Genomic DNA, 22,339 nt, shown 5'->3' on the forward strand with positions numbered 1-22,339 from the left:
GTCCCCATGGCCGACAACGACGACATCCCGTTCAACCGCGATTTTCCGCTGAAGCCCGGCGTGGTCGAACAGGTCCGCCCCGGCGTTCGCCGTGTCCTCTGCAACAATCCGAGCCCGTTCACCTTCACCGGCACGGTCAGCTACATTGTCGGCGAGGGCAAGGTCGCGATCATCGATCCCGGTCCCGACGACGAGGCGCATGCCAAGGCGCTGCTCGATGCGGTCAAGGGCGAGACCGTGACGCATATCCTGGTCACCCATACCCATCGCGACCATTCGCCGAACACGCCACGGATCAAGGCCGCGACCGGCGCGCCGGTCTATGCCGAGGGACCGCACCGCGCCTCGCGCCCGCGCTTCGAGAGCGAGAAGCACAATCCGGAATCCGGCGCCGACCGCGATTTCCGGCCCGATGTGCAGGTCAAGCATGGCGACGTCATCGAGGGGGCGGGCTTTGCGCTGGAGGCCGTCGCCACCCCCGGCCACACCGCCAATCACCTGGCGTTCGCCTGGACCGAGCGCAGCATCAATTTCGTCGGCGACCATGTGATGGGCTGGTCGACTTCGATCGTGGCGCCGCCGGACGGCTCGATGATCGACTACATGGCCTCGCTGGAGCGGCTGGAGCAGCGGCCCGAGCAGCTGTATTTCTCCGGCCACGGCCCGGAGATTCCGGAAGGCCCGCGCTACGTCCGTTTCCTGGCGCGGCATCGCCGGGCGCGCGAGGCATCGATCCTGCATCGTCTCGGCAAGGGCGAGGCCGACATCCCGACCATGGTGCGGGCGATCTATATCGGGCTCGATCCGCGCCTCGCCAATGCCGCCGGTTATTCGGTGCTGGCGCATCTGGAGGACCTCGTCGCACGCGGCATCGTGGCGACGGATGGCGATCCCGTGATCGGTGGAACGTATCGGATGGCGTAGGGCGCTATTTCTTCACCGTCTTCGCCGGCGGTGCCTTTGGCGCGACAGGAGCGGCCTTCTTCGCCGGCTTGGAATTGTCGTTCTCGGCGGCGGTGTTGAGGTCCTCGATCAGCTTCTTGACGCGGGCGGCGTTGCTGCCGAGATCGGTGTCGAAATAGCGCGATGCCGAGCGGATATCGACGCGGGAGTCCTCGTCGTCAGGCGTGACCCGGATCGAGACGTCCTCGCGGAAACCCATGATCGGCGTCCGCGCCACCGCCTCGATGCGGCCGATGCGGCGCGGCGGCTGCGGCGCGCGTGCGTCGATGACGAGCCATTTGCGGCGGTTCACCAGTCGCAGCGTCAGCTCATAGGCGCGGTCGACCGGGGTTTCGAGCTCGACGGTTTCGATATCGGGATAGGCCGCGCGCTGCTTCTCGGCCGAATAGAGGCCGGCATAGGCGGCAGGATTGGTGCCTTCCCCGGTGCGCAGCCGCGCCAGCGCCTCGAACCTCGGCGGGTCGATCGCGTCGGTGGTGACGTCGTAGATCCGCGGCAGCTTGCGGTACTGATAGATGAGGTAGGCCGGGTAGGCGAGGATCGCCGCGTCGATCAGCAGCGCGAGCAGGATCCGGCCCATGCCGCGGGTGCCGTTCTGCCAGATCGCGGCAAAGGCGGCCAGCCCAAGCAGGATCGACAGGCCGGCCAGGCCCAGCGCGCCGAAGAAGGTCGCCAGCGCCGGTTTGACCTCCAGGAACCCGAAGCGGACGATCAGGATCGAGACCACCACCGCGACGACGGAGAAGATGGCGAGGTTGCGCGACCAGGTGGCGAGACCGGACACGGGCTCCTGCTGGTAGGGAGCGGAAAACCTGCGCGCCATCGTCGAAAAATCTGCCGGTTGAGATGTCCTCAGGCGACCTCGGCCGCCGCGATCAGTCGTGTGAGACCACGGACCTGCGGCGAATTCAAGGGATTTGGGCGTCGAAACGTCCCCGGATAGACCGTCATGCCCGGTCCATCTGGTGCGAAGACGCGCTTCGCACTCTGCCACGGCGTCAACCAAGGTCATTCACGCCGGAGCAGGTTCGTAGCCCGGATGGAGCGAAGCGAAATCCGGGGGCAGGTCTTTCCCTTGAGCGCCGAACCCCGGATTGCGCTTCGCTCCATCCGGGCTACGGTTCTCGTGTTGCGTCACGCCGCGGCGGTCGGGAACGTGTAGTCCTTGAACTGGTCGCGCAGCGCTGTCTTCAGGATCTTGCCGGTCGCGGTGTGGGGGATGCCGTCGACGAAGGCGACGTCGTCGGGCATCCACCATTTGGCGATCTTGCCGTCCATGAACTTCAGGATGTCCTCGCGCGTTGCGCTCTGGCCCTGCTTGAGCTGTACGATCAGCAGCGGCCGCTCATCCCATTTGGGATGATGGACGCCGATCACGGCGGCTTCCGCGACCGCAGGATGGCCGACCGCGAGGTTCTCGAGATCGATCGAGGAGATCCATTCGCCGCCGGACTTGATCACGTCCTTGGAGCGGTCGGTGATCCGCATGTAGCCGTGCTCGTCCATCGTCGAGACGTCGCCGGTGTCGAAATAGCCGGTATCGTCGAGGATGTTGCTGTCGACCCGGAAATAGGCCTTGGCGATCGCCGGGCCCGAGACCTTGAGACGGCCGAAGGTCTTGCCGTCCCACGGCAGCTCCTTGCCGGCATCGTCGGTGATCTTCATCTCGACGCCGAACGGCGGATAGCCCTGGGTCTGCAGGACGTCGAGCCGCTCCTCGCCGGTGCGCTCGGTGAACGGCGGCTTCAGCGTCGCCAGCGTGCCGAGCGGGCTCATCTCGGTCATGCCCCAGGCGTGGCGCACCTGGCTGCCCATGTCGAGGAACGCCTTGATCATCGAGCGCGGCATCGCCGACCCGCCGCAGATCACCATCTGCAGATCCGGCAGCTTGACGTTGTTGGCGGCCATGTACTGCAGCAGCATCAGCCACACCGTCGGCACGCCGGCGGTGTGCGTGACCTTCTCGGTCGACAGCAACTCGTACACCGAGGCGCCGTCGAGCTTCGGGCCCGGCATCACGAGCTTGGTGCCCATCGACGGCGCGGAGAAGGCGATGCCCCAGCTGTTGGCATGGAACAAGGGGACCACCGGAAGCATTGTGTCCGACGCGGAGGTGCCGAGCGCGTCCTTCGAGTTGGCCATCAGCGCGTGCAACACGTTGGAGCGGTGCGAATAAAGTACACCCTTGGGATCGCCCGTCGTGCCGGAGGTGTAGCACATCGCCGCCGCGGTGTTCTCGTCGAAGGTCTTCCACTCGAACTTGCCGTCGGATGCCGCGATCCAGTCCTCATAGGCGACCGCGTTCTTCAGCGTGGTCTGCGGCATGTGCGCCCTGTCGGTCAGCACCACGTAGCGCTCGACGCTCGGCAGCTGGCCTGCGATCTTCTCCAGCACCGGAACGAAGGTGAGGTCGGTGATGACGATGCGGTCCTGGGCGTGGTTGACGATCCAGGCGATCTGTTCCGGAAACAGGCGCGGATTGACCGTATGGCAGATCGCGCCGATCCCCATGATGCCGTACCAGACCTCGAGGTGGCGCCAGGTGTTCCAGGCGATGGTGGCGACGCGGTCGCCGAGCTGGATGCCGTCGCGTTCCAGGCTCTGCGAGACCTTCAGTGCGCGGGCGTGGATTTGGGCGTAGGTGGTGCGATGAATGGGGCCTTCGACCGACCGCGTCACGACTTCCTGCGTGCCGTGATATTTGGCGGCGTGCTCAATAATCTTGTGACACAGCAAGGGCCAATCTTGCATCAAACCAAGCATACGCAAATCCCTCCTCGATCCTCACACATGATCCGCCGGCATCTTGGACGGCCGGCAGTAAAATCATGGAACTGACATGAACTTTAGCGCGGAGAAAGCAAGCCGAAAATGGCCTCTTGGCGCGTTTCGTCGCGGGGGCGCGGCAATGGTTACCGCCGCCGCCCTGCTGCTTTGCCTTGGCATGCAAGCAGACCCCGCCGAGGCCGCCCGCCGCGCGCCCAGCTTTCCGTGGGACGATCTGTTCGGTACCCGGCCGCAAAGGCCGCACAAGGCAGTCCGCCGCTCAGCGGTGCCGCTGCCGAAGCCGCGCCCGGCGCAGGCGCCGGCGGCAGCTCACGTGCCGGCGGCAGCTCACGTGCCGGCGGCAACTCACGCGCCGGCGGCAACCGAGCCCCAACCTCCCGCAGCCGAGAGACAGCCTCCGGCCGCGCCTACTGAGGCTGCGAGGCCCGCCGAGCCGGCCGCGCCCGCCGCGCCGCAGCTGTCGGCCTGCCGGCAGGCGCTGACCGAGGAGATCGCGATCGCCCCGAGCATTCCGGATATTCACGGCGCCGGGGGCTGCGGCGGCGAGGATCTGGTGCGGCTCGAGGCGATCGTGCTTGCGGACAAGCGCGAGGTCGCGGTCAAGCCCGCGGCGATCCTCCGCTGCAAGATGGCCGCTGCGGTCGTCGACTGGGTCCGCACCGATATCGCGCCGCTCGCGCAGAGCCTCGGGGGCGGGATCAGCAATCTCGACAATTTCGACTCGTTCGAATGCCGCGGCCGCAATCGGGTCGCCGGCGCGCAGCTCTCCGAGCACGGCCGCGCCAATGCGCTCGATGTGCGCGCCCTCGGTCTCGCCAACGGCAAGTCGATCTCGCTGACCGACCGCAGCGTGCCGCGGGCCTTGCGCGAGACCGTGCTGCACTCGGTCTGCGCCCGCTTCTCCACGGTGCTCGGGCCGGGCTCGGACTGGTACCACGAGGACCACATCCATCTCGACCTGATCGAGCGTCGCAACAATTACCGGATCTGCCAGTGGAACGTGGACGACCCGCTGCCGCAAGTCGCGCCGCTGTTGCCGGCCGAGCGCCCCGAAGAGGCGCCGCCGCGCGAGGTCGCCGCCAAATCCGACGCGTCGAAGACGGACGCCCCCAGAATTGACCAAGGCAAGGCTGACCACGCCAAGTCTGACGCCGGCAAGAAGCCGGACGGCACAAAATCAGATGATGCGGCTGCGCCTGACCGCAGCGCCGAGACCAAGCCGCAGCCAACAAAAAAGCGCCGGCAAAGCCGGCGCTTTTGATCGCGATTGCGATGGGATCAGTAGGTCGTGCCGCCGCCGCCCTGCAGCGCCATCTGCGGCTTGTAGGGCGAGTCGCCGTGCTTCGGCTCCAGCACCACGACGATGGTGCCGAGCTTGACCCGGTTGTAGAGGTCGATGACGTCCTCGTTGGTCATGCGGATGCAGCCCGAGGAGATCGACGCGCCAATATATTCCGGCTGGTTGGTGCCGTGGATGCGGAACAGCGTGTCCTTGCCGCCAGAATAGAGATACATCGCGCGCGAGCCCATCGGATTGTCCGGGCCCGGGGCCACGAAGGTCGGGACGCCGAGGCGCGAGATTTCGCCGGGGGTCGGGTGCCAGGCCGGCCATTCGGTCATGCTGCCGACCTTGGCGATGCCGGACCAGGCCATGGCTTCCTCGCCGACGGTGATGCCGTAGCGGATCGCCTTGCCGTCGTTCAGCACGTAATAGAGGTAATGGTTGTCGGAATCGACCACGATCGAGCCGGGGGCTTCCTTGCGGTGATACTCGACGATGGCGCGGCGGAACGGTTCAGCCACCGGCGTCTTGACGTAGGTGGTTTTGGCCAAGAGTTCCTTGTCACGCGGCTTGAAGTTCGAGGTATTGGTTGCCTCATAGGTTGTGGCCTGCATGCAGCCCGACAACATCAGGCCCGCGGCCAGAATCCCGAAGGTAACTTTGAGCGACGACATGATTACATTCCAATCGAAAATCCGCGCTCGAAAGCGCCACTATTACGCCCCAAACGCCACGATTCCATGAGGGCAGTATTGCTGAAACCCGCCATTATTCCCAGAGTCTAGATGCCTTTCCCGCATCGCGGGACGTCGTCTGTGGCTTTTTTGCCGCAACTGTTCTGGCGCCGGGTTGGTTTTTGTGCAAACAGGCAACGGTCGACGAGTCGGCGCCACGTCACTGCCACCTGGCCGCCACAAGTATGGATGCCCGGTTAATGCCCCGGTCATGAAGCGCCCCCCAGAATCGCGCTAAGTCGGCGGGTCCTGCCAGCCCCGTTTCGTGGAGTTCGTGATGCTGTCGGTGTTCGTTCCGTCCGAGTTTTCGCTCAAGAAGGCCACCGCGACCGACCTCGGTGCGCTGCCCGAGGGAGCGGTCTGGGTCGATCTGGTGAATCCGACGGTGGAGGAGGACCGAGCGGTCGAGAAGCTCGCGGGGATCGCGGTGCCGACCCGGGAAGACATGCAGGAGATCGAGATCTCCAGCCGCCTCTATATCGAGAACAGCGCCCGCTACATGACCGCGACGCTGATGTGCCAGTCCGACACCGACATGCCGCGCACCACGGCGGTCACCTTCATCCTGACCAGCCATCGCCTGGTCACGGTACGCTACGACTTGCCGAAACCTTTCGCGCTGGTTGAGAACAAGCTGGCGCGCGCCTGTGCTCCCGGCATCACCGGCGAGCAGGTGCTGATGGAACTGCTGGATGCTGTGATCGACCGTTGCGCCGATCTCCTGGAACGCTGCGGAGCCGATATCGACCAGGTGTCTCACGACATCTTCGAGCCGGAGAGCGAGCGCCACGGCCACGCCAAGCAATATTCGCAGATCCTGATCGCGATCGGCCGCAAGGGCGACCTGACCTCCAAGGTTCGCGAAAGCCTGGTCTCGATCGGCCGCCTCGTCACCTTCCTCTCCGCGGTGGTCGAGGGCGTGAAATGGTCCAAGGACATGCGCGAGCAGCTCAAGACCATGCAGCGTGACGTGGCCTCACTGACCGACCACGCCTCCTATCTCTCCAACAAGATCACCTTCGTGCTCGACGCCATGCTCGGCGTGGTCAATCTGGAACAGAACAACATCATCAAACTGTTCTCGGTGATGGCGGTGGTGCTGATGCCGCCGACGCTGATCGCCTCGATCTACGGCATGAATTTCAAGATCATGCCGGAACTCGAGTGGGCGCACGGCTATCCGTATGCACTGGTGCTGATGCTGATTGCGGCCATTGTGCCGTACTGGATCTTCAAGTGGAAGAAGTGGCTATAAACCGGTTCCACACGTCGCGTTTTGGGACGCGTTTTCTGCCTTATTTCCTCTGCTAAAATTTGAGCGTTGCGCTGAACGTTTGGGCGAAACTTGTCTGCGATAACGCCCGCCTCGAAGCCGGAGGACAGCAATGGTTGAGAAGATCATAACGCCACGGCGTAACGTCATCGACTTTGCGCGCTATCAACAGGACCGCGCAGCAGGCAAGGTACAGGCGATCTCGCCGAGACTTTGCCGTTACTGTGGCGCTGCGTTGCTGGATGGCGAGGACGAAGACGAATGCTCCAGCGCGCTGAACGACGTCGCGCTGCGGCAGCCCGAGAAGAAGTCGCGTCGGTTCTACGCAGACTAGAGGCCGAAGCCTCGGAGGCAGAAGCCTCGTTTGCGTTTGTTACGCCTGCAAGTGAAGCAATCCCAGTGACGGCCGCGGCGGCGGCCGGGATCGCCTCAAACCTCTCTCCCCCGAAATGCCGATTTGTGCTCCACGTCTTTGTGCTCCGCGTCATTGCGAGCGAAGCGAAGCAATCCATCGCGCTGCAAGCATTGACATGGATTGCTTCGTCGCTATCGTTCCTCGCAATGACGGCGCGACATAGATTGGCAGCCGCTCAGACGTGCTGACCACCGTTGATGTGGATCTCCGCACCGTTCACGTAAGAGCTGGTCTCCGTGCAGAGAACGTAAATGATCTTGGCGACCTCGTCCGGCGTGCCGAGGCGATGCATCGGGATCTGCTGGTCGACGATCTTCTCGGTGCCCGGCGACAGGATCGAGGTGTCGATTTCGCCCGGCGCGATCGAATTGACGCGGACGCCGACGCGGCCGAAGTCCGATGCCATTTCCCGCGTCAATGATGCCAGCGCGGCTTTCGACGTCGCGTAGGCAACGCCGGCGAACGGATGCACGCGCGAGCCCGCGATCGAGGTGACATTCACCACCGCGCCCTTGGCGTGCTTGAGTTCATCAATCAGCCCACGGGCCAGCATGATCGGCGCGAAGAAGTTGACGCGGAACACGTGCAGCCATGTTTCGATATCGGTGTCCATGGTCCCGAGCCGCGCGCCGCCTGACCCCTTTGGGGAAATCGCGGCATTGTTGACCAGCGCGTGCAACTCGTCGTTCACCAACCGCTTGCGGATTTCGCTGATCGCGCGAACCGTGTCGTCATGATCGCCAAAATCGACCTCGATGTGGTCTTCCGGTCCGGCGCCCCAGGGGCAGACTTCCGGAAATGCATGCCGCGAGCAGGTGATGACGCGCCAGCCGGCGGAAGCAAACCGGATCGCGGTGGCGTGGCCGATGCCGCGGCTGGCACCGGTGAGAAGCAGGGTACGGCGCGGCGCATTGGAAGGTGGGGACATGATGTCTTTCAGGTTGGCGTCGTTCAGGCTGTCGTCATCACGGATAGAGCCGCACCTTCGACCAGGCGCTGCCGGCGCCGTCGCGGCGGAATTCGATGCGGTCGTGCAGGCGGTACGGGCGGTCGTGCCAGAACTCGAAGCGTTGCGGCGTGATCCGCCAGCCGCTCCAGCCCGGCGGCCGCGGCACCTCGCCGATGACGTATTTCGCACCGGTCTTGGCGATCGCCTGCTCGAAGGCGAAGCGGCTCTCCAGCGGCTGCGATTGCTTGCTGGCCCAGGCGCCGATCTGCGCCTGCTTCGGCCTCGTGGCGAAATAGGCGTCGGCCTCGGCATCGGTCACCGGTGTGACCGGTCCGCGGATCCGCACCTGGCGGCGCAGCGATTTCCAGTGAAAGAGTAAAGCGGCCTTAGGATTTGCGGCCAGTTCGCGGCCCTTGGCGCTCGCAATGTGGCTGTAGAACACGAAGCCGTCGGCATCGAAGCCCTTCATCAGCACCATCCGCACGTCGGGCAGGCCGTCGGGATCGACGGTCGCAAGCGCCATCGCGTTCGGATCGTTCGGCTCGGACTTGACCGCCTCCGCAAACCATTCGGCGAACAGGGCGAACGGCTCCTCCGCCGCGGTGAAATCACCCGATGTTAACGGTGTCGGGTGTTTGATGGAGGTCGTGTCGGTCATGTCAGGAGTCCCGATTTGCATCCGCCCGCGTCTGAAAGCGCGTTACTAGCCCTATATAGGGCATGGGGGCGCGTTGGCCTATCGGCGATCCACCCCGCAAGCGCGGTGGTGACATTGATCCTGATCGGCGTCGGCGCAAGCGGCTGCAGCCTGTCGCGCAGCGACGCCTTCGCCAAGATCGACGACAAGGATGTGACGGGCTCGATCCGCCCGACCCAAGTCAATGCGGTGATGCCGACCGACAGCGATCTCGCCTTCGCCCGCAATGCCGCCTCCGACGTGCTGACCAAGGGCGACAAGGACTCCAGCCAGCCCTGGGAAAATCCTGAAACCGGCGCGCGCGGCTCGGTGACGCCGCTGGCCCAGGCCTATTCGGGCGAGGACGGCAAGACGTGCCGGGATTTCCTTGCCAGCTACGTCAATGGAGCCACCGAGAGCTGGCTGCAGGGCGCCGCGTGCAAGGCTGGACAAGGGCGGTGGGAAATCCATAGCCTGAAGCCCTGGAGAAAATCCTGAGAATTCCGGCGAAGCCGGACTAGTTGCAAAAATGCCACTGAGCCCCCACATGAAGGCAAAGTGGGCCCGGACGGGTTCCCGGCCAGGACTGATTTTTCCCGTAAAGGAGACGTGACGGATGCGCGACCCCTATGAGGTCTTGGGGGTGCAGCGGAGCGCCAGCGCTGCGACGATCAAGAGCGCCTATCGCAAGCTCGCCAAGAAGCATCACCCCGACAACAACAAGAATGATCCGAAGGCGGCGGCCCGCTTTGCGGAGATCAACACGGCCAACGAGATCGTCGGCGACGAGGACAAGCGCAAGCAGTTCGATCGCGGCGAGATCGATGCCGAAGGCAAGCCGCGCTTCCAGGGCTTCCCTGGCGGCGGCGCCGGCGGCCGTGCTGGTCCGGGCGGCTTCGAGTACAGTTTCCGCTCTGGGCCCGGCGGCGGCACGGGCGGCGGCAGCTTCGAGGACATCCTCAACAGCATGTTCGGCAATGCCGCTCGCGGCGGCGGCGGCGGCCGCGGCGGCCGCGCGGGCCGGGCCAGTCCGTTCGAGTTTGACGGCGGCGGGGTCGGCGTCGACCTCGATCTTTCGGTCGCCATGACGGTGTCGCTGGAGGAATCGGTCAGGGGCGGCGACAAGCGCGTCCGCCTGCCGACCGGCCGCGAACTCAACGTCAAGATTCCGCCCGGGGTCGCTGCGGGTCAGCAGATCCGGCTGAAGGGGCAGGGCGAGACCGCGCAAGGCCATCCGCCCGGCGATCTCCTGATCACGATCTCGATCGCCCCGCACCCGTTCTTCAAGGTCGACGGCAACGATCTCCGGATCGACCTGCCCATCACCCTCTACGAGGCGGTGCTGGGCGGCAAGGTCCGCGTGCCGACGCTCGGCAGCGCGGTCGAACTGTCGATCCCCAAAAACACCTCGAGCGGCCGTACTTTCCGCGTCAAGGGCAAGGGGCTATCGAAGGCAGGCGTTGTCGGCGATCTCTACGTCACGACCCGCATCATCCTTCCCGACGGGAACGATGCCGAGCTTGAGGCATTGATGCAGGCTTGGCGGGATCAAAAACCCTACAATCCGCGTAGCGATCTCGGCTGACCGCCGACCGCGCGCCAGATGCGAAACTGCACTACCCCGGACTCTATCGGGGTAGACGCGGGCATTGCGAGCGCGTCAAAAAGATAACCGGCCGCCGGAAGTCCCATCTGCGGTGTGCAGATTGGACGGCGGAAAGGAGTGCGGCCTCGAGAGGGGGACCAGCGCGGTACACAAAACCCCAATCGAGGCCGCGTGCGCCGATCGGCGGATCGGGCGCGGATCATCTTCGCGTGAGCATCCGGTGCGATAATGAGACGCGTCGATGACGCGAATCGAAGTTTTCGATGTCGGAATTGGGACGCTGAGTGAGGCTGGATTCACTTACTGGAAATGAAGCAATTTCGACGACCTGGTCTTCCGTAGAATTACGGAAGATCACCCGCCGCTCTTCTCCATCTGATCGTAGACGGCCTGCGCGACCTGGGTCAGGCGCGTGCGATCGGTGCCGCCGCTGACGACATAGGCAACGCCCCGATCGGCCCAGAACAGCGCGCCGTCGCTGCCCTGCGCGGCGTAGCGCATCTGGGTCGCCTCGGTCTTCGCCTTGGCGGTGTAGACCGTGAAGCGCTCGCCGGACGTGCTCTCATACATCAGGAACGACGCCGGGCCGCTCGGTCCGGGCAGCAGGCGGCCGCCGACCAGCTTCAGCCCGGTCAGCTCCGGCGCGCGGACGTCCCAGCCGCAGCGCTTGGTCAGCCATTGCTGCAGGTGGTCGCGCTCGCTGCCGGGCACCTCGACGGGATGGCGGACCTCGACCACGTAGAGCCGATGCGCATCGAGTGCATCGACCGTAAAGCTCTGGAACGTCGACGGCGTGGCCGAGGCGCCGCGCGCGATCCAGCCGGCGCCGCCGCCGGCGACGAAGGCCATGAGCGTCGCCGCCACCGCGCCATAGATCCAGCGGCGCGGCTGGCGCACCAGCCGCTCGAGCTCGAGCCGTTTCGGCACCGCCTCGTCCAGCACGGTGTCGTAGCGTGCATGCAATGTCTCGGCCATCGCACGCCATGACTGCACCCGCGCCGCGTCGTCAGGATGCGTGCCAAGCCACGCCTCGACATCGCCGCGGCGTTCGGCCGGCAGCTCGTTGTCGACGTAAGCGTGCAACTCGTCTTCGGTGACGGGAATGTTCGGGTCGGTCATATCAGTCGTCTCTGCCAAATCTTGTTCGAAAATCGTTCATGCATCACGCCGGCCGTCGCGCACATTATCATTTCACCCGCCTCAGCGCCGGGCGCTGGCCCTCGATCGAAGCCCGGACATGGGCGCGGGCACGAGCAAGGCGGGACATCACCGTGCCGATCGGCACGCCCTGGATGTCGGCGACTTCCCGGTAGCTCATGCCCTCCAGCATGACGAGCAGCAGCACCGAGCGTTGCTCCTCGACCAGCGTCGACAGCGCGCGATCGATGTCGCGTCCCTCGGCCTCGGTGCCGCTGGCGTCGGCATTGTTGTCGAGCAGCGGCACGAACGCCGGCCGCCGCGCCAGCGAACGCCGGCGGTTCTTGTTCAGATTGGTCAGGATCGTGTAGAGCCAGCTCCTGACGTCGCCGCCGAGAAACAGCCGCTCCGAGCGCAGCGCCCGCACCAGCGTGTCCTGCACCAGATCGTCGGCGATATCTGTGTCACGCGCCAGCGCGCGCGCATAGCGGCGCAGCGCGGGAATCATGGCTTCGACACTTTGACGAAACGCGGTCATGCATCCCAGTCTTCGATGGTCGCGGCGATAGCCGCCTTGTCCAACATAACACCCTGGCGGCGTGGCTATTCCGTCTGCGCCGATCTGCGCGCATACCGCCCAAGCTGCGGCCGATTTGGGCTTGTCGCCAGCCGAAGTGCTGGTGTACCTCCGAGCCGAAAAAATTCGAAGCGTGGAAGCCTTGAGGCGGCCGACATCTCGCTCAGCAGGGACCAGCCGTTACGGGAATGCCGGTACCGACGATCTATTACATCCGCCACGGCGAGACCTCGTGGAACGCCGAAGGGCGGCTCCAGGGGGTGCAGGACATCGCCCTCAATGAGCGCGGCCGCGCCCAGGCAGCGCATGCCGGGCGCATCCTCGCCGATCTCATGGCGCGCGACGGCCGTGACAAGACGACGGTGCCGTTTGTCGCGAGCCCGCTGATCCGGGCGCGCGCCACCATGGAGCTGGTGCGCGCCGAGCTCGGCCTGCCGCCCGGCGATTACGCCCTCGACGCGCGGCTGCGCGAGATCGGCTACGGGACGTGGGAGGGCTCGACCTTGGTACAGGCGCAGGCTGCGGACCCCGTGCTGTATGCCCGCCGCCTGGCCGAGAAGTGGACGGTGTCGCCATCCGGCGGCGAGAGCTATGTTGACGTCCAGGTGCGGATGACCGACTGGTATCGCTCGGTGACGGCAGACACGGTTGCGGTTGCCCATGGCGGCACGGCGCGGGCGCTGATGGTGGCGCTCGGCTTCGAGACGCCGGCCTCGGCCGCCGAGCTCACTATCGAGCAGGGGGCGGTCTATGTGTTCGGCGCCGCGGGGTTGCAGAAGTATAGTTAAGGGCGCCCGGCCACCCGCGTCTTTGGAGCCATGAAACTCGTTTGACGCTGCCGACCCTGCGCGTTACGACACGCCATGTCCTTCAATACTTTCGGCCATATGTTCCGCGTCACGACCTTCGGCGAGAGCCATGGGGTCGCGATCGGCTGCGTCGTCGACGGCTGCCCGCCGCTGATCCCCCTGACCGTGGAGGAGATCCAGCACGACCTCGACCGCCGCCGCCCCGGCCAGTCGCGCTTCACCACCCAGCGCCAGGAGCCGGATGCGGTGAAGATCCTGTCCGGCGTGATGGCGCATCCGGAGAGCGGGGTGCAGGTGACGACCGGTACGCCGATCGCGCTGCTGATCGAGAACACCGATCAGCGTTCGAAGGATTATTCCGAGATCAAGGACAAGTTCCGGCCCGGCCACGCCGACTTCACCTATGAAGCGAAATACGGTCTGCGCGACTATCGCGGCGGCGGACGCTCCTCCGCGCGCGAGACCGCGACCCGCGTCGCGGCCGGCGCGATCGCGCGCAAGGTCCTGCCCGAGGTGAAGGTGCGCGGCGCGCTGGTGCAGATGGGGCCGCACAAGATCGACCGCGAGAAGTGGGACTGGGACGAGATCGCCAACAACCCGTTCTTCTGTCCCGACAAAGACAAGGCGGCGTTCTTCGAAAGTTATCTCGACGGCATCAGGAAGAGCGGCTCCTCGATCGGCGCCGTCATCGAGGTCGTCGCCGAAGGCGTGCCGGCCGGGCTCGGCGCGCCGATCTACGCCAAACTCGACAGCGACCTGGCGGCGGCGATGATGAGCATCAACGCGGTCAAGGGCGTCGAGATCGGCGCCGGCTTCGGCGCCGCCGAATTGTCGGGCGAGGAGAACGCCGACGAGATGCGGACCGGCAACAACGGAACGCGTTTCCTGTCCAACCATGCCGGCGGCGTCCTCGGCGGCATCGCGACCGGCCAGCCGGTGGTGGTGCGCTTTGCGGTCAAGCCGACCTCCTCGATCCTGACCACGCGCCGGACCGTGGACCGCAAGGGTGCCGATACCGACATCCTGACTAAAGGCCGCCACGACCCCTGCGTCGGCATCCGGGCGGTGCCGGTCGGCGAGGCCATGATGGCCTGCGTGCTGGCCGATCATTTTCTGCGCGACCGCGGGCAGACCGGGCGCTGACCCCCTATATAGTGGCGGTCGCCAGACCGCCCTGGGGGAATGCCATGAACGCGTCGGAGCTTCGGGACATCATCGAGTGGATGATCGGCGGCGCGCGGTCGGCGCCGACCCCGCCGCAGATGATGGCGGAATGCTGCGAACGGCTGGTGCGGGCCGGATTGCCGCTGTGGCGCATCGGCGTCTTCGTGCGCACGCTGCATCCGGAGATCTATGGCCGCCATTTCTTCTGGAAACCCGGCGCCGAGGTCGAAACCGGCACCGTCGATCACAACATCCTGGACTCCCCGGAATTTGCCGTCAGCCCGCTGTCGACCGTGTTCAGGCAGGGCATTGAGGTCCGCGCGCGGCTCGACGATCCCGCAAGCGCCCGGTTTCCGATCGTCGTGGACCTGCAGGCCGAAGGCGTCACCGACTACATCGCCGTGCCGCTGGTCTATACCGACGGCTTCGTCAATGCCTCGAGCTGGACCACCAGGCAGCCGGGCGGATTCACCGACGAGCAGCTCGATGCGATCCGGTCGATCGCTGTGCCGTTGGCGCGCTATATCGAGATCATCACCCTGCGCCGCACCGCCTCGCTCTTGCTCGACACCTATGTCGGCAACCGGGCCGGCGAGCGCATCATGGGCGGCCAGATCCGGCGCGGCCATGCCGATACGATGGATGCCGCGATCTGGCTGTCGGACCTGCGCGGCTTCACCGCGTTGTCGGACCGCCTGCCGGCCGAGACGGTGGTGGAGATCCTCAACCTCTATTTCGATTGCCAGGTCACCGCGATCCGCGACCATGGCGGCGAGGTGCTCAAATTCATGGGCGACGGCCTGCTCGCGGTGTTCCCGGTCGACGAATATCTCGGCGACGAGGTGCAGGTCTGCTCACGCGTGCTGGAGGCCGCGCGCGCGTCCCGCGCCGGCGTCGAGGCGCTGCAATTCGCCAATGGCGATAGCGTCGAACGCTTCCGTTTCGGCCTCGCGCTGCATCTCGGGCGCGTGCTCTACGGCAATATCGGCGGCGGCAACCGGCTCGACTTCACCTGCATCGGTCCCGCGGTCAATCTCGCCGCGCGGCTGGAGAAGATCGCCGGCCGTCTCGGCCGCACGGTGGTAGCCTCGGAGCGCTTCGCCGGCATCAGCGACGGCGGCTGGAGCGATCTCGGCGAGTTTCCGATCGCGGGATTTGCCAAGGCCGAACGGGTCTACGGTCTGTTCGACGAGGCGCCGGTCGCTGCTGCGAGCTAGCGGCGGCGTGACGTGACTGACACGGGCGCGCAGCACCGCAGAGGGATCGCGCTGGTCGTTGCGGCCGCGGCGGCCTGGAGCACCGCGCCGTTCTTTACCCGGCTGCCGCACTTCGATTCCTGGACCATCCTGTTCTGGCGCGGGCTGTTCGGCGGCAGCGCGATCGCGCTGTTCCTGGTCGCCATGCAGGGCCGGCGCGGCGCACGCGATCTTGTCGTGATGCCCTTGAGCGGATGGCTGGTCGCCGGCCTCTCGACCTTCGGCATGGTGACGTTCATTCCGGCGCTGCAGCTGACCAGCGTCGCCAATGTCGCCATCATCATCGCGATGCAGCCGTTTGCGGCGGCTGCGATCGCCTGGCTCTGGCTGCGCGAGCCGGCGCGCCCCGGCACGCTGCTGGCGAGCCTCGTCGCGCTCGCGGGCGTCGCCATCACGGTCAGCGGCGCCGCTGGCATCACGGATTACCGCGGTATCGGCCTCGCCTGCGTGATGGCGCTGGCGATTGCGCTGATGACGGTGGTGATCCGCCGGCATAAGGGTACGCCGATGATCGCCGCCGCGGCGCTCTCGAATTTCCTCGGCAGCGTGGTGAGCCTGCCGCTCGGGCAGGGCATCGGCGCGGTCACTGGCGCCGATCTCGGCGTGCTCGCGATGTTCGGGGCATGCCAAGTTGGTCTCGGTCTCACCTTGTTTACGATCGGCTCCAGATTGCTGCCGTCCGGGCAGGCATCGCTGATCGCCACGCTCGAAACGCCGCTGATGCCGTTCTGGGTGTGGCTGGCGTTCGCCGAGGTGCCGTCGCCGCGCGCCCTGATCGGCGGCGCGCTGGTGATGGGCGCGGTCGTGGCCGACATTGTGGCCAGCCAGCGGGCGCAGCTGACACGGCCCACGGACCGCTGACGGCACGCCGGCTAGCCGCCGCGGGCGTAAGACTGCTTCAGGCCGAAGGTCAGGATCGACAATGTGATCCACAGCCGCAGCATCGCGAAGCCGAAGATGAAGACGACGTAGACCAGGTTCTTGAGCGGCTGGCCCACCATCGAGATTTGCCAGAAGTGCCAGATCGCGGTGCGCACAAGCGCCTGCCCGTAGCCCAGCGCAACGTTGATCGCGCCCAGCACGAGCACCGCCGCGCCAAGCCAGAGCGCGTGCCGGCCAAGGTCCTTGACGGCGGCAAACAGCGCGACGCGACCGCCATTGCCTTCCGCATTGACGATGATCAGCAGCACCAGCGCCGCGATCGCCGCACTCCAGAACCGGCCGAGATGGGTGACCTGATCGAAGGCCATGCCGTCGAGGCCCGACAAGAGATACGGTGCAAACGACGAGAAGCCGATCGCGGCGGTGCCGAGTGCCGCCACGATCATCACGAGCACGATCCGCCACAGGATCGACAGCGACAGTCTGATCTGCTCGGCCAGCGTCAATTCGCCGAGCGACGATCGGCCGCCGGAAGCCTGGATCGAGTCCCGTGCCGTCGCGAAGAAGGCGAGCAGCACGCAAGCGTTGGCCAGCGCCAGCGCGGGCACAATCAGGCCGAGATTGCCGTAGCCGACGATCCGCAGCGCCGCCGCCATGATGAGCCAGGGCAGGGCGGGCAACGGGCGAAACGGCCCGAACGAGGTCTCCGGGCGAGTCTTCCGCAGGGAAAGTTGTTGGCGCAGCGCGACGGACATGCCGCGTTGGTACCATGCGATCCCTAAAGCACCGGTCGCCGCGATCGCTAAAATACGTGGCAAGGCCCGCGGCAATCTGGCGCCGGCGCGCTATTCCTCGGGTTCGGTGGTGAACAGCAGCGGATAGCCCTTGGCGCGGCCGGCGTCGGTGGCGCGCGTCGCCTTGGTCTCGGCGATGTCCCTGGTGAACACAGCGACGACGCAGACGCCGCGCTGATGCGCGGTCAGCATCACCTTGTAGGCCTGGTCGTCGGTCATGCGGAATTCACCCTTCAGCACGGTGACGACGAATTCGCGCGGCGTGTAGTCGTCGTTGACCAGGATCACCTTGTGCAGGCGTGGCCGCTCGACCTTGGTCTTCGTCCTGGTTTTCGGCGTGACGACGGTATCTGGCATCGCACTCCCTCGCGATTGCCCCGTAAGAATACCGTCTTCGGACGCGGCTTGGAACCGTTCGATTTGCACGGCGTCATTGCGGCAACGGCACGGCGCGTGTCGCCGCATTCGAGACAGGCGAAGTCTGACTTGAGTGTGGACGTCTAACCTGAATGTGAAGGACAGCTGATATCTGCGCTTTTCGCCGCCTGAATTGCGTGTCACGATGACACTCATACGACGGGAGGGCCGCAATGCGCTGGTATGTCTCGATCGGAGCGGTGCTTGTCGCGGGCATGCTGGCCAGCGGCGATGTGGCCGGTGTTGCCGCGCCCGGCCCGGGAACCCAGCCTGGCCATCGCCTGGCTGAAAAGGAATCCACACCGAGCGTCGACATCGAGTTGATCATCGCGGTCGACGTCTCCTATTCGATGGACATGGACGAGCTTGCGATCCAGCGCGAGGGCTATGCGCAGGCCATCGTCTCCAAGGATTTCCTGCAGGCGCTGAAGGCCGGTCCGAACGGCAAGATCTCGATCACCTATTTCGAATGGGCCGCCTCCAACGATCAGAAGATCATCATCCCCTGGCGGGTGATCGACGGCCCTGAATCCGCCGATGCGGTCGCCGCCGAGATCATGAAGACGCCGGTGCGCCGCGCCTCGCGCACCTCGATCTCCGGCGCGATCTATTTTGCGATCCCGATGTTCGACGAGAATCCGCATCGCGGCCTGCGTCGCGTGATCGATATTTCCGGCGACGGGCCCAACAACAACGGCACGCCGATCACGCCCGCGCGCGATGCGGCGCTCGACAAGGGCATCGTCATCAACGGCCTGCCGATCATGGTGAAGGAGCCGTCCTACTCGACGATGGATATCGAAAATCTCGACTATTACTACGAGGACTGCGTGATCGGCGGACCGGGCTCCTTCGTGGTGACGATCAAGGATCGTGAGAAGTTCAAGGAGGCGATCCGCACCAAACTGCTGCTCGAAGTCGCCGGCCGCACCCCCGAGCGCCCGATCATGCGGACCGCCGAGAAGGAGCCGCGGGTCAATTGCCTGATCGGCGAGAAGATCTGGCAGGACCGCTGGGGGCGGTAGCCGATCATGTGGATCTCGTAGGATGGGTAGAGCGCAGCGAAACCCATCAACTCATATCCGCGGCGCGAATGATGGGTTTCGCTGCGCTCTACCCATCCTACGGTTCTAACTCGTCCTACAAATCTTCTGGAGCTCACTCTCCAGCATGCGCAACGTCTGCAACGCGGCGGCGTGCTCGGCCGCGCCGATCTGCCGCCAGACCTCCGTGGCGCGGCCAGCGAGACCGCGAACCGTCACCGGAAAATTCGCGGCCTGCGTCAGAGCGCCCTTTTCGTTGATCAGATACGCCCCGTTCAGCGCAAACAGCACCTGCGCGATGCAGGCCAGCGCGCGATAGGCGCAGCCGGCGATATGCGTGCTGTCGCCGCGCGGCACGGCGAGCTCGGCATTCTCGATGCTGAACAGCACTTCCCATTGAAAGCGCCGCACCAACGCATCGCGGAGGGCCGGCGGGTAGGGCGCGGTCCTCGCCTTCAGCGCCGCGACGAGGCCGCCGGGATCGTGCAGCTGATGGCACAGCGCGACCTCGCCCATCCAGATCGCCGAGCAGAAGCCGTGCGGATGGCCCGGCTGGTAGTGCATGCTGATCTCGCCGTTCCGGCAAGCATCGATGACAGCGGAGACCTGATCGATGCTGCGGTAGAGCAGGTCGACCTTGCGGCCGCCGATCGTGAGCCAGGCACCGCCGACGATCCACGGTCCCCATTCGCCGACCGGCGTGACCTGCGCAGCAGCGGGGTCGTCGACCAGACCCGTTACAGCTTCGCGCAGCCGATCGATATCCGGCGCGGCGCCATCCCGATAGTAGAGCCCGATATCGGTGTCGGAGGCGTCATGCGCCGTGCCGCGCGCCCGCGAGCCGCCGAGCACGATGGCGGCGACGCCCGGTACGGCGGCGAGAACGGGAATGATGCGCGCGAGCAGCGGATCGTCGGACATGGGCGCGGACTATAGCGTGACTGCCCGCGCTCAGCGATAGTCGCAGCGTCCTGTCAGCGTGCGAAGCGCGCCACCAGCTCGACATGCGCCGTGTGGCGGAACTGATCGACCGGCGTGACGGCTGCGATCTTGTAGCCGCCGTCGATCAGGATTTTCGCGTCGCGCGCAAACGTTGCGGCGTTGCAGGACACCGCGACGATCACCGGCACCTTGCTCGCCGCCAGCTGGGTGACTTGCGCCTGTGCGCCTTGCCGCGGCGGATCGAACACGACGGCGTCATAGTCGCGCAATTCCTGCGGCATCAGGGGGCGGCGGAACAGGTCGCGTGCGTCGGCCTTGAGCGGCTTCAGCCCTGGGGTCGATTGCGCGGCCTTCTGCAGCGCCGTGATGGCGCCGGCATCGCTGTCGAAGGCCGCGATCCGCGCCTTCTCCGCGAGGCGCAGCGCGAACGGACCGACGCCGCAAAACAGGTCGGCGATATGCTTGGCGCGTCCGCAATGCTCGCGAACCAGCGCGGCCAACGTCTCCTCGCCCTTGACGGTCGCTTGCAGGAACGAGCCGGGCGGCAGCACGACCTTCGCCTTTCCGATCGCAATCTCGGGGGAGCCGCGCTGCAGCACCAGCTCGCCGTGGCGTGTCAGCCGCGCCAGCCGGTGCTTCTGCGCGACGCGCGACAAAGTGGTGATCAGGCTGGTCGGCAGCGCGCCCGAGCCGCGCACGTCGATGTCGAGGCCGTTGACGGTCGCGGTCACCTGGATGTCGAGCGGCTTGCCGATCGCGACCAGCGGCTCGGCTGTGGCCCAGGCCGCCTCGAGCGCACCGTCGAGCGCAGGATCGAGGATCGGGCAGCGATCGACCGGGATGATGTCGTGCGAACCTGCCGCGGCGTAGCCGACCCTGAGGACCTCATGGGGGCCCATGCGCCCGTGCAGCGTGATGCGGCGACGGCCCGCGCCGTGGGCGTCGAGCAGTGGCGCGACGTCGGCTGCAATCTTCGCCTGCGCCAGCGTCTCGACCACGATGTTGCGCTTCCAAGCGTGGTAGGGCGCGTCGTTCCAGTGCTGGATCGCGCAGCCGCCGCAGACTCCGAAATGCGGACAGAACGGCGCGATGCGCTCGGGGCTTTCCTGCGCGACCCGCAGCAGCAGCCGCCGGTCGGGATGGTTGCCCGGGACGTCGTCGACCTCGACCGTTTCGCCGGCCAGCGCATAAGGCACGAAGATCGATTGCGATCCCTCGATCGCGACGCCGTCGCCGCGGTGGCCGACATGGTCGATGGTGAGAAGCTCAGCCACGGCGCGCGCCGAGGAAGAATTCGATATTGCCGTCGCCGCCCGGGATCGAGGACGGGAACACCTGAATGTCGGTGCAGCCCAGTGAGGCGGCAAAGGCGGCGATATCGTCGCAGATCTCCTGATGCACCATCGCGTTGCGGATCACGCCGCGCTTGGAGTGTTTGCGCGCCGCCTCGAATTGCGGCTTGATCAGCGCCAAAAGATGCATCGGGGCGGCCGCCAGCGACAGCGCCACCGGCAGCACCAGCTTCAGCGAGATGAAGCTGACGTCGATCACCACGATGTCGGGCCGCGCCGGCAGGCGCTTGCCCTCGAAACTCCTGATGTCGGTCGCCTCCATGGAGACGATCCTCGGATGCCCCTGCAGCGAGGGATGCAGCTGGCCGTGGCCGACATCGATGGCGAACACGAGGCTTGCGCCGTTGGCGAGCAGCACTTCGGTGAAGCCGCCGGTCGAGGCGCCGACATCGAGGCAGACATGGCCCTCGACGTCGATCGGATAGTGCTCGAGCGCGCCGGCGAGCTTGACGCCGCCGCGCGAGACATAGGGATGCGCCGGCTCGGCCGAGAGCGCCGCGCCCGGTGCGACGATCTCTGACGCCTTCGCGATCTGCTTGCCGTCGGCGGTGACGAGCCCGGCGTCGATCGCCGCGCGCGCCCGCGCCCGGCTTTCGAACAGGCCGCGCTCCACCAGCAGCACGTCGATGCGCTTGCCGGCGGATGCGTTGTTGTCGTTGTCGACCGCCCTGGTCACTTCGCCGCCTGCCGGCGCTGCGCGGCAGCGAGCCGCACGCAGGCCTCGAAGGAGGTGAGGTCGTGCCAGAGGTCGGCCGACGGCTCGCGCGGGGTCACCAGCGGGCTGCCGTGCAGGTCGAGCGCGTGCATCATCATCAGATTGTCCGGTAATCCAAACTCTTCCACCGTCAGCCCTTCCGCATCGATCAGGCGTCCGTCGGATGCCGGCACGACCTGGCTCAGCCGCGCCACGCGATTGGCGTAGGACGTGGGATCGTTGGAATAGGCGAGGCACAGTTTGCCGCGTCCCGCCATGTAGCCGAGTTCGTAAACCGTGCCTGCGTCGGCACTGGGGCCGCGGAACGGCGTCAAATTGGCGATGACGGCGTCGGCAGACTCCATCATCGCCTCGTTGCTCTTGAAGATGGCGAGTGAGGCGCCGGCGGCGGTGGGATCGATGCTGTTGTCGAGCGGATACAGCCCGGTCAGCCCGTGATAGGCGCAAACCTCCGCCTTGCGGCGGCCGATCTCCACGGCATCCGGCAGGAACACGTCAGGACCTGCCAGATAGATCTTCATGGACGTGCCGGGGCTAGTGCGTTTTCGAGCGAGAGCCCGGAGCTT

General features: G+C 65.9%; 24 protein-coding genes. 11 read left to right on the plus strand and 13 right to left on the minus strand.

The genetic code is table 11. From position 1 onward, the window contains the following. The first annotated feature begins 6 nt into the window (after positions 1 to 6). Positions 7 to 924 (plus strand): MBL fold metallo-hydrolase, encoded by a 918-nt coding sequence (locus tag ACE10X_RS12835; RefSeq protein WP_038386504.1) that lies wholly within the window; start codon positions 7 to 9, stop codon positions 922 to 924. A gap of 4 nt (positions 925 to 928) precedes the next feature. Here the strand turns inward: ACE10X_RS12835 and ACE10X_RS12840 are convergent, their stop codons facing one another. Both ACE10X_RS12840 and ACE10X_RS12845 read right to left on the minus strand, forming a co-directional pair. Then, on the minus strand, positions 929 to 1,786 hold the full coding sequence (locus ACE10X_RS12840; RefSeq protein ID WP_038386503.1) for a DUF1499 domain-containing protein: 858 nt from the start codon (positions 1,784 to 1,786) through the stop codon (positions 929 to 931). Between the two features lie 311 nt (positions 1,787 to 2,097). Further along, on the minus strand, positions 2,098 to 3,726 hold the full coding sequence (locus ACE10X_RS12845) for a fatty-acid--CoA ligase (RefSeq protein ID WP_038386502.1): 1,629 nt from the start codon (positions 3,724 to 3,726) through the stop codon (positions 2,098 to 2,100). Between the two features lie 76 nt (positions 3,727 to 3,802). On the opposite strand from ACE10X_RS12845, the gene ACE10X_RS12850 reads away from it, so the two are divergent. Continuing rightward, on the plus strand, positions 3,803 to 5,011 hold the full coding sequence (locus ACE10X_RS12850) for an extensin family protein (protein ID WP_038386501.1): 1,209 nt from the start codon (positions 3,803 to 3,805) through the stop codon (positions 5,009 to 5,011). A 17-nt stretch (positions 5,012 to 5,028) separates the two neighbouring features. Here the strand turns inward: ACE10X_RS12850 and ACE10X_RS12855 are convergent, their stop codons facing one another. After that, positions 5,029 to 5,706 (minus strand): L,D-transpeptidase, encoded by a 678-nt coding sequence (locus ACE10X_RS12855; RefSeq protein WP_028339518.1) that lies wholly within the window; start codon positions 5,704 to 5,706, stop codon positions 5,029 to 5,031. 337 nt (positions 5,707 to 6,043) lie between these two features. On the opposite strand from ACE10X_RS12855, the gene ACE10X_RS12860 reads away from it, so the two are divergent. Next, positions 6,044 to 7,021, plus strand: coding sequence for a magnesium transporter CorA family protein (locus tag ACE10X_RS12860; protein ID WP_038386507.1), 978 nt, complete (start codon positions 6,044 to 6,046; stop codon positions 7,019 to 7,021). 130 nt (positions 7,022 to 7,151) lie between these two features. Further along, a complete protein-coding gene (locus tag ACE10X_RS12865) occupies positions 7,152 to 7,373 on the plus strand; it encodes a hypothetical protein (RefSeq protein ID WP_063709281.1) in 222 nt (73 codons plus the stop codon). Between the two features lie 256 nt (positions 7,374 to 7,629). On the opposite strand, the gene ACE10X_RS12870 is transcribed toward ACE10X_RS12865, so the two are convergent. Both ACE10X_RS12870 and pdxH read right to left on the minus strand, forming a co-directional pair. Then, entirely contained in the window at positions 7,630 to 8,382 is a 753-nt protein-coding gene (locus ACE10X_RS12870; RefSeq protein ID WP_038386500.1) for an SDR family NAD(P)-dependent oxidoreductase, read from the minus strand. Between the two features lie 37 nt (positions 8,383 to 8,419). After that, positions 8,420 to 9,061, minus strand: coding sequence for a pyridoxamine 5'-phosphate oxidase (pdxH, locus tag ACE10X_RS12875; RefSeq protein ID WP_018270355.1), 642 nt, complete (start codon positions 9,059 to 9,061; stop codon positions 8,420 to 8,422). Positions 9,062 to 9,169: 108 nt separating this feature from the next. Here pdxH and ACE10X_RS12880 point away from each other — a divergent pair, with 108 nt between their 5' ends. Together ACE10X_RS12880 and ACE10X_RS12885 are read left to right on the plus strand one after the other, a co-directional pair. Beyond that, positions 9,170 to 9,577: an RT0821/Lpp0805 family surface protein gene (locus ACE10X_RS12880; RefSeq protein ID WP_304556577.1), complete on the plus strand. Its 408-nt coding sequence runs from the start codon at positions 9,170 to 9,172 to the stop codon at positions 9,575 to 9,577. Positions 9,578 to 9,695: 118 nt separating this feature from the next. Beyond that, complete coding sequence (locus ACE10X_RS12885) at positions 9,696 to 10,664, plus strand: DnaJ C-terminal domain-containing protein (RefSeq protein WP_038386499.1); 969 nt, start codon at positions 9,696 to 9,698, stop codon at positions 10,662 to 10,664. 375 nt (positions 10,665 to 11,039) lie between these two features. Here the strand turns inward: ACE10X_RS12885 and ACE10X_RS12890 are convergent, their stop codons facing one another. Both ACE10X_RS12890 and ACE10X_RS12895 read right to left on the minus strand, forming a co-directional pair. After that, positions 11,040 to 11,804, minus strand: a complete 765-nt coding sequence (locus tag ACE10X_RS12890; RefSeq protein ID WP_304556575.1) for an anti-sigma factor — start codon at positions 11,802 to 11,804, stop codon at positions 11,040 to 11,042. A 67-nt stretch (positions 11,805 to 11,871) separates the two neighbouring features. Next, positions 11,872 to 12,360, minus strand: coding sequence for a sigma-70 family RNA polymerase sigma factor (locus ACE10X_RS12895; RefSeq protein ID WP_304556573.1), 489 nt, complete (start codon positions 12,358 to 12,360; stop codon positions 11,872 to 11,874). Between the two features lie 227 nt (positions 12,361 to 12,587). On the opposite strand from ACE10X_RS12895, the gene ACE10X_RS12900 reads away from it, so the two are divergent. From ACE10X_RS12900 to ACE10X_RS12915, 4 genes are all read left to right on the plus strand, one after another. Further along, a complete protein-coding gene (locus ACE10X_RS12900; protein WP_038386492.1) occupies positions 12,588 to 13,187 on the plus strand; it encodes a histidine phosphatase family protein in 600 nt (199 codons plus the stop codon). A gap of 75 nt (positions 13,188 to 13,262) precedes the next feature. Continuing rightward, on the plus strand, positions 13,263 to 14,351 hold the full coding sequence (aroC, locus tag ACE10X_RS12905; RefSeq protein WP_038386491.1) for a chorismate synthase: 1,089 nt from the start codon (positions 13,263 to 13,265) through the stop codon (positions 14,349 to 14,351). Between the two features lie 44 nt (positions 14,352 to 14,395). Further along, a complete protein-coding gene (locus ACE10X_RS12910) occupies positions 14,396 to 15,589 on the plus strand; it encodes an adenylate/guanylate cyclase domain-containing protein (RefSeq protein ID WP_038386490.1) in 1,194 nt (397 codons plus the stop codon). A gap of 12 nt (positions 15,590 to 15,601) precedes the next feature. Further along, a complete protein-coding gene (locus tag ACE10X_RS12915) occupies positions 15,602 to 16,489 on the plus strand; it encodes a DMT family transporter (protein WP_038386489.1) in 888 nt (295 codons plus the stop codon). Positions 16,490 to 16,500: 11 nt separating this feature from the next. On the opposite strand, the gene ACE10X_RS12920 is transcribed toward ACE10X_RS12915, so the two are convergent. Both ACE10X_RS12920 and clpS read right to left on the minus strand, forming a co-directional pair. Beyond that, positions 16,501 to 17,265: a hypothetical protein gene (locus ACE10X_RS12920; RefSeq protein WP_244435893.1), complete on the minus strand. Its 765-nt coding sequence runs from the start codon at positions 17,263 to 17,265 to the stop codon at positions 16,501 to 16,503. A gap of 90 nt (positions 17,266 to 17,355) precedes the next feature. Further along, positions 17,356 to 17,661 (minus strand): ATP-dependent Clp protease adapter ClpS, encoded by a 306-nt coding sequence (gene clpS / locus ACE10X_RS12925; protein ID WP_038386488.1) that lies wholly within the window; start codon positions 17,659 to 17,661, stop codon positions 17,356 to 17,358. A 233-nt stretch (positions 17,662 to 17,894) separates the two neighbouring features. On the opposite strand from clpS, the gene ACE10X_RS12930 reads away from it, so the two are divergent. After that, complete coding sequence (locus ACE10X_RS12930) at positions 17,895 to 18,746, plus strand: DUF1194 domain-containing protein (RefSeq protein ID WP_028339506.1); 852 nt, start codon at positions 17,895 to 17,897, stop codon at positions 18,744 to 18,746. Positions 18,747 to 18,851: 105 nt separating this feature from the next. Here ACE10X_RS12930 and ACE10X_RS12935 read toward each other — a convergent pair whose 3' ends face one another. Genes ACE10X_RS12935 through ACE10X_RS12950 form a run of 4 tightly spaced genes read right to left on the minus strand, consistent with a single transcriptional unit; the run spans position 18,852 to position 22,294 of the window. Further along, positions 18,852 to 19,685, minus strand: a complete 834-nt coding sequence (locus ACE10X_RS12935; protein WP_038386487.1) for a nucleotidyltransferase domain-containing protein — start codon at positions 19,683 to 19,685, stop codon at positions 18,852 to 18,854. A 53-nt stretch (positions 19,686 to 19,738) separates the two neighbouring features. Next, a complete protein-coding gene (locus ACE10X_RS12940) occupies positions 19,739 to 20,980 on the minus strand; it encodes a class I SAM-dependent RNA methyltransferase (protein ID WP_038386486.1) in 1,242 nt (413 codons plus the stop codon). Next, positions 20,973 to 21,734, minus strand: a complete 762-nt coding sequence (locus ACE10X_RS12945; protein ID WP_038386485.1) for a TlyA family RNA methyltransferase — start codon at positions 21,732 to 21,734, stop codon at positions 20,973 to 20,975. The genes ACE10X_RS12940 and ACE10X_RS12945 overlap by 8 nt, the downstream gene beginning before the upstream one ends. Beyond that, the gene (locus ACE10X_RS12950; RefSeq protein WP_038386484.1) at positions 21,731 to 22,294 is read right to left on the minus strand and encodes a nucleoside 2-deoxyribosyltransferase; all 564 of its coding nucleotides are present in this window, start codon (positions 22,292 to 22,294) and stop codon (positions 21,731 to 21,733) included. The genes ACE10X_RS12945 and ACE10X_RS12950 overlap by 4 nt, the downstream gene beginning before the upstream one ends. Between the last annotated feature and the right edge of the window lie 45 nt (positions 22,295 to 22,339).

The organism is Bradyrhizobium sp. Pha-3 (assembly GCF_042258325.1).
Classification (GTDB): Bacteria; Pseudomonadota; Alphaproteobacteria; order Rhizobiales; family Xanthobacteraceae; genus Bradyrhizobium; species Bradyrhizobium elkanii.

What these genes read in the sequence shown, in the direction of transcription:
- ACE10X_RS12835 (WP_038386504.1), top strand. Translation starts at nt 7, where the DNA reads ATGGCCGACAACGACGACATCCCGTTCAACCGCGATTTTCCGCTGAAG.
- ACE10X_RS12840 (WP_038386503.1), bottom strand. Translation starts at nt 1,786, where the DNA reads ATGGCGCGCAGGTTTTCCGCTCCCTACCAGCAGGAGCCCGTGTCCGGT.
- ACE10X_RS12845 (WP_038386502.1), bottom strand. Translation starts at nt 3,726, where the DNA reads ATGCTTGGTTTGATGCAAGATTGGCCCTTGCTGTGTCACAAGATTATT.
- ACE10X_RS12850 (WP_038386501.1), top strand. Translation starts at nt 3,803, where the DNA reads ATGAACTTTAGCGCGGAGAAAGCAAGCCGAAAATGGCCTCTTGGCGCG.
- ACE10X_RS12855 (WP_028339518.1), bottom strand. Translation starts at nt 5,706, where the DNA reads ATGTCGTCGCTCAAAGTTACCTTCGGGATTCTGGCCGCGGGCCTGATG.
- ACE10X_RS12860 (WP_038386507.1), top strand. Translation starts at nt 6,044, where the DNA reads ATGCTGTCGGTGTTCGTTCCGTCCGAGTTTTCGCTCAAGAAGGCCACC.
- ACE10X_RS12865 (WP_063709281.1), top strand. Translation starts at nt 7,152, where the DNA reads ATGGTTGAGAAGATCATAACGCCACGGCGTAACGTCATCGACTTTGCG.
- ACE10X_RS12870 (WP_038386500.1), bottom strand. Translation starts at nt 8,382, where the DNA reads ATGTCCCCACCTTCCAATGCGCCGCGCCGTACCCTGCTTCTCACCGGT.
- pdxH (WP_018270355.1), bottom strand. Translation starts at nt 9,061, where the DNA reads ATGACCGACACGACCTCCATCAAACACCCGACACCGTTAACATCGGGT.
- ACE10X_RS12885 (WP_038386499.1), top strand. Translation starts at nt 9,696, where the DNA reads ATGCGCGACCCCTATGAGGTCTTGGGGGTGCAGCGGAGCGCCAGCGCT.
- ACE10X_RS12890 (WP_304556575.1), bottom strand. Translation starts at nt 11,804, where the DNA reads ATGACCGACCCGAACATTCCCGTCACCGAAGACGAGTTGCACGCTTAC.
- ACE10X_RS12895 (WP_304556573.1), bottom strand. Translation starts at nt 12,360, where the DNA reads ATGACCGCGTTTCGTCAAAGTGTCGAAGCCATGATTCCCGCGCTGCGC.
- ACE10X_RS12900 (WP_038386492.1), top strand. Translation starts at nt 12,588, where the DNA reads ATGCCGGTACCGACGATCTATTACATCCGCCACGGCGAGACCTCGTGG.
- aroC (WP_038386491.1), top strand. Translation starts at nt 13,263, where the DNA reads ATGTCCTTCAATACTTTCGGCCATATGTTCCGCGTCACGACCTTCGGC.
- ACE10X_RS12910 (WP_038386490.1), top strand. Translation starts at nt 14,396, where the DNA reads ATGAACGCGTCGGAGCTTCGGGACATCATCGAGTGGATGATCGGCGGC.
- ACE10X_RS12920 (WP_244435893.1), bottom strand. Translation starts at nt 17,265, where the DNA reads ATGTCCGTCGCGCTGCGCCAACAACTTTCCCTGCGGAAGACTCGCCCG.
- clpS (WP_038386488.1), bottom strand. Translation starts at nt 17,661, where the DNA reads ATGCCAGATACCGTCGTCACGCCGAAAACCAGGACGAAGACCAAGGTC.
- ACE10X_RS12930 (WP_028339506.1), top strand. Translation starts at nt 17,895, where the DNA reads ATGCGCTGGTATGTCTCGATCGGAGCGGTGCTTGTCGCGGGCATGCTG.
- ACE10X_RS12935 (WP_038386487.1), bottom strand. Translation starts at nt 19,685, where the DNA reads ATGTCCGACGATCCGCTGCTCGCGCGCATCATTCCCGTTCTCGCCGCC.
- ACE10X_RS12950 (WP_038386484.1), bottom strand. Translation starts at nt 22,294, where the DNA reads ATGAAGATCTATCTGGCAGGTCCTGACGTGTTCCTGCCGGATGCCGTG.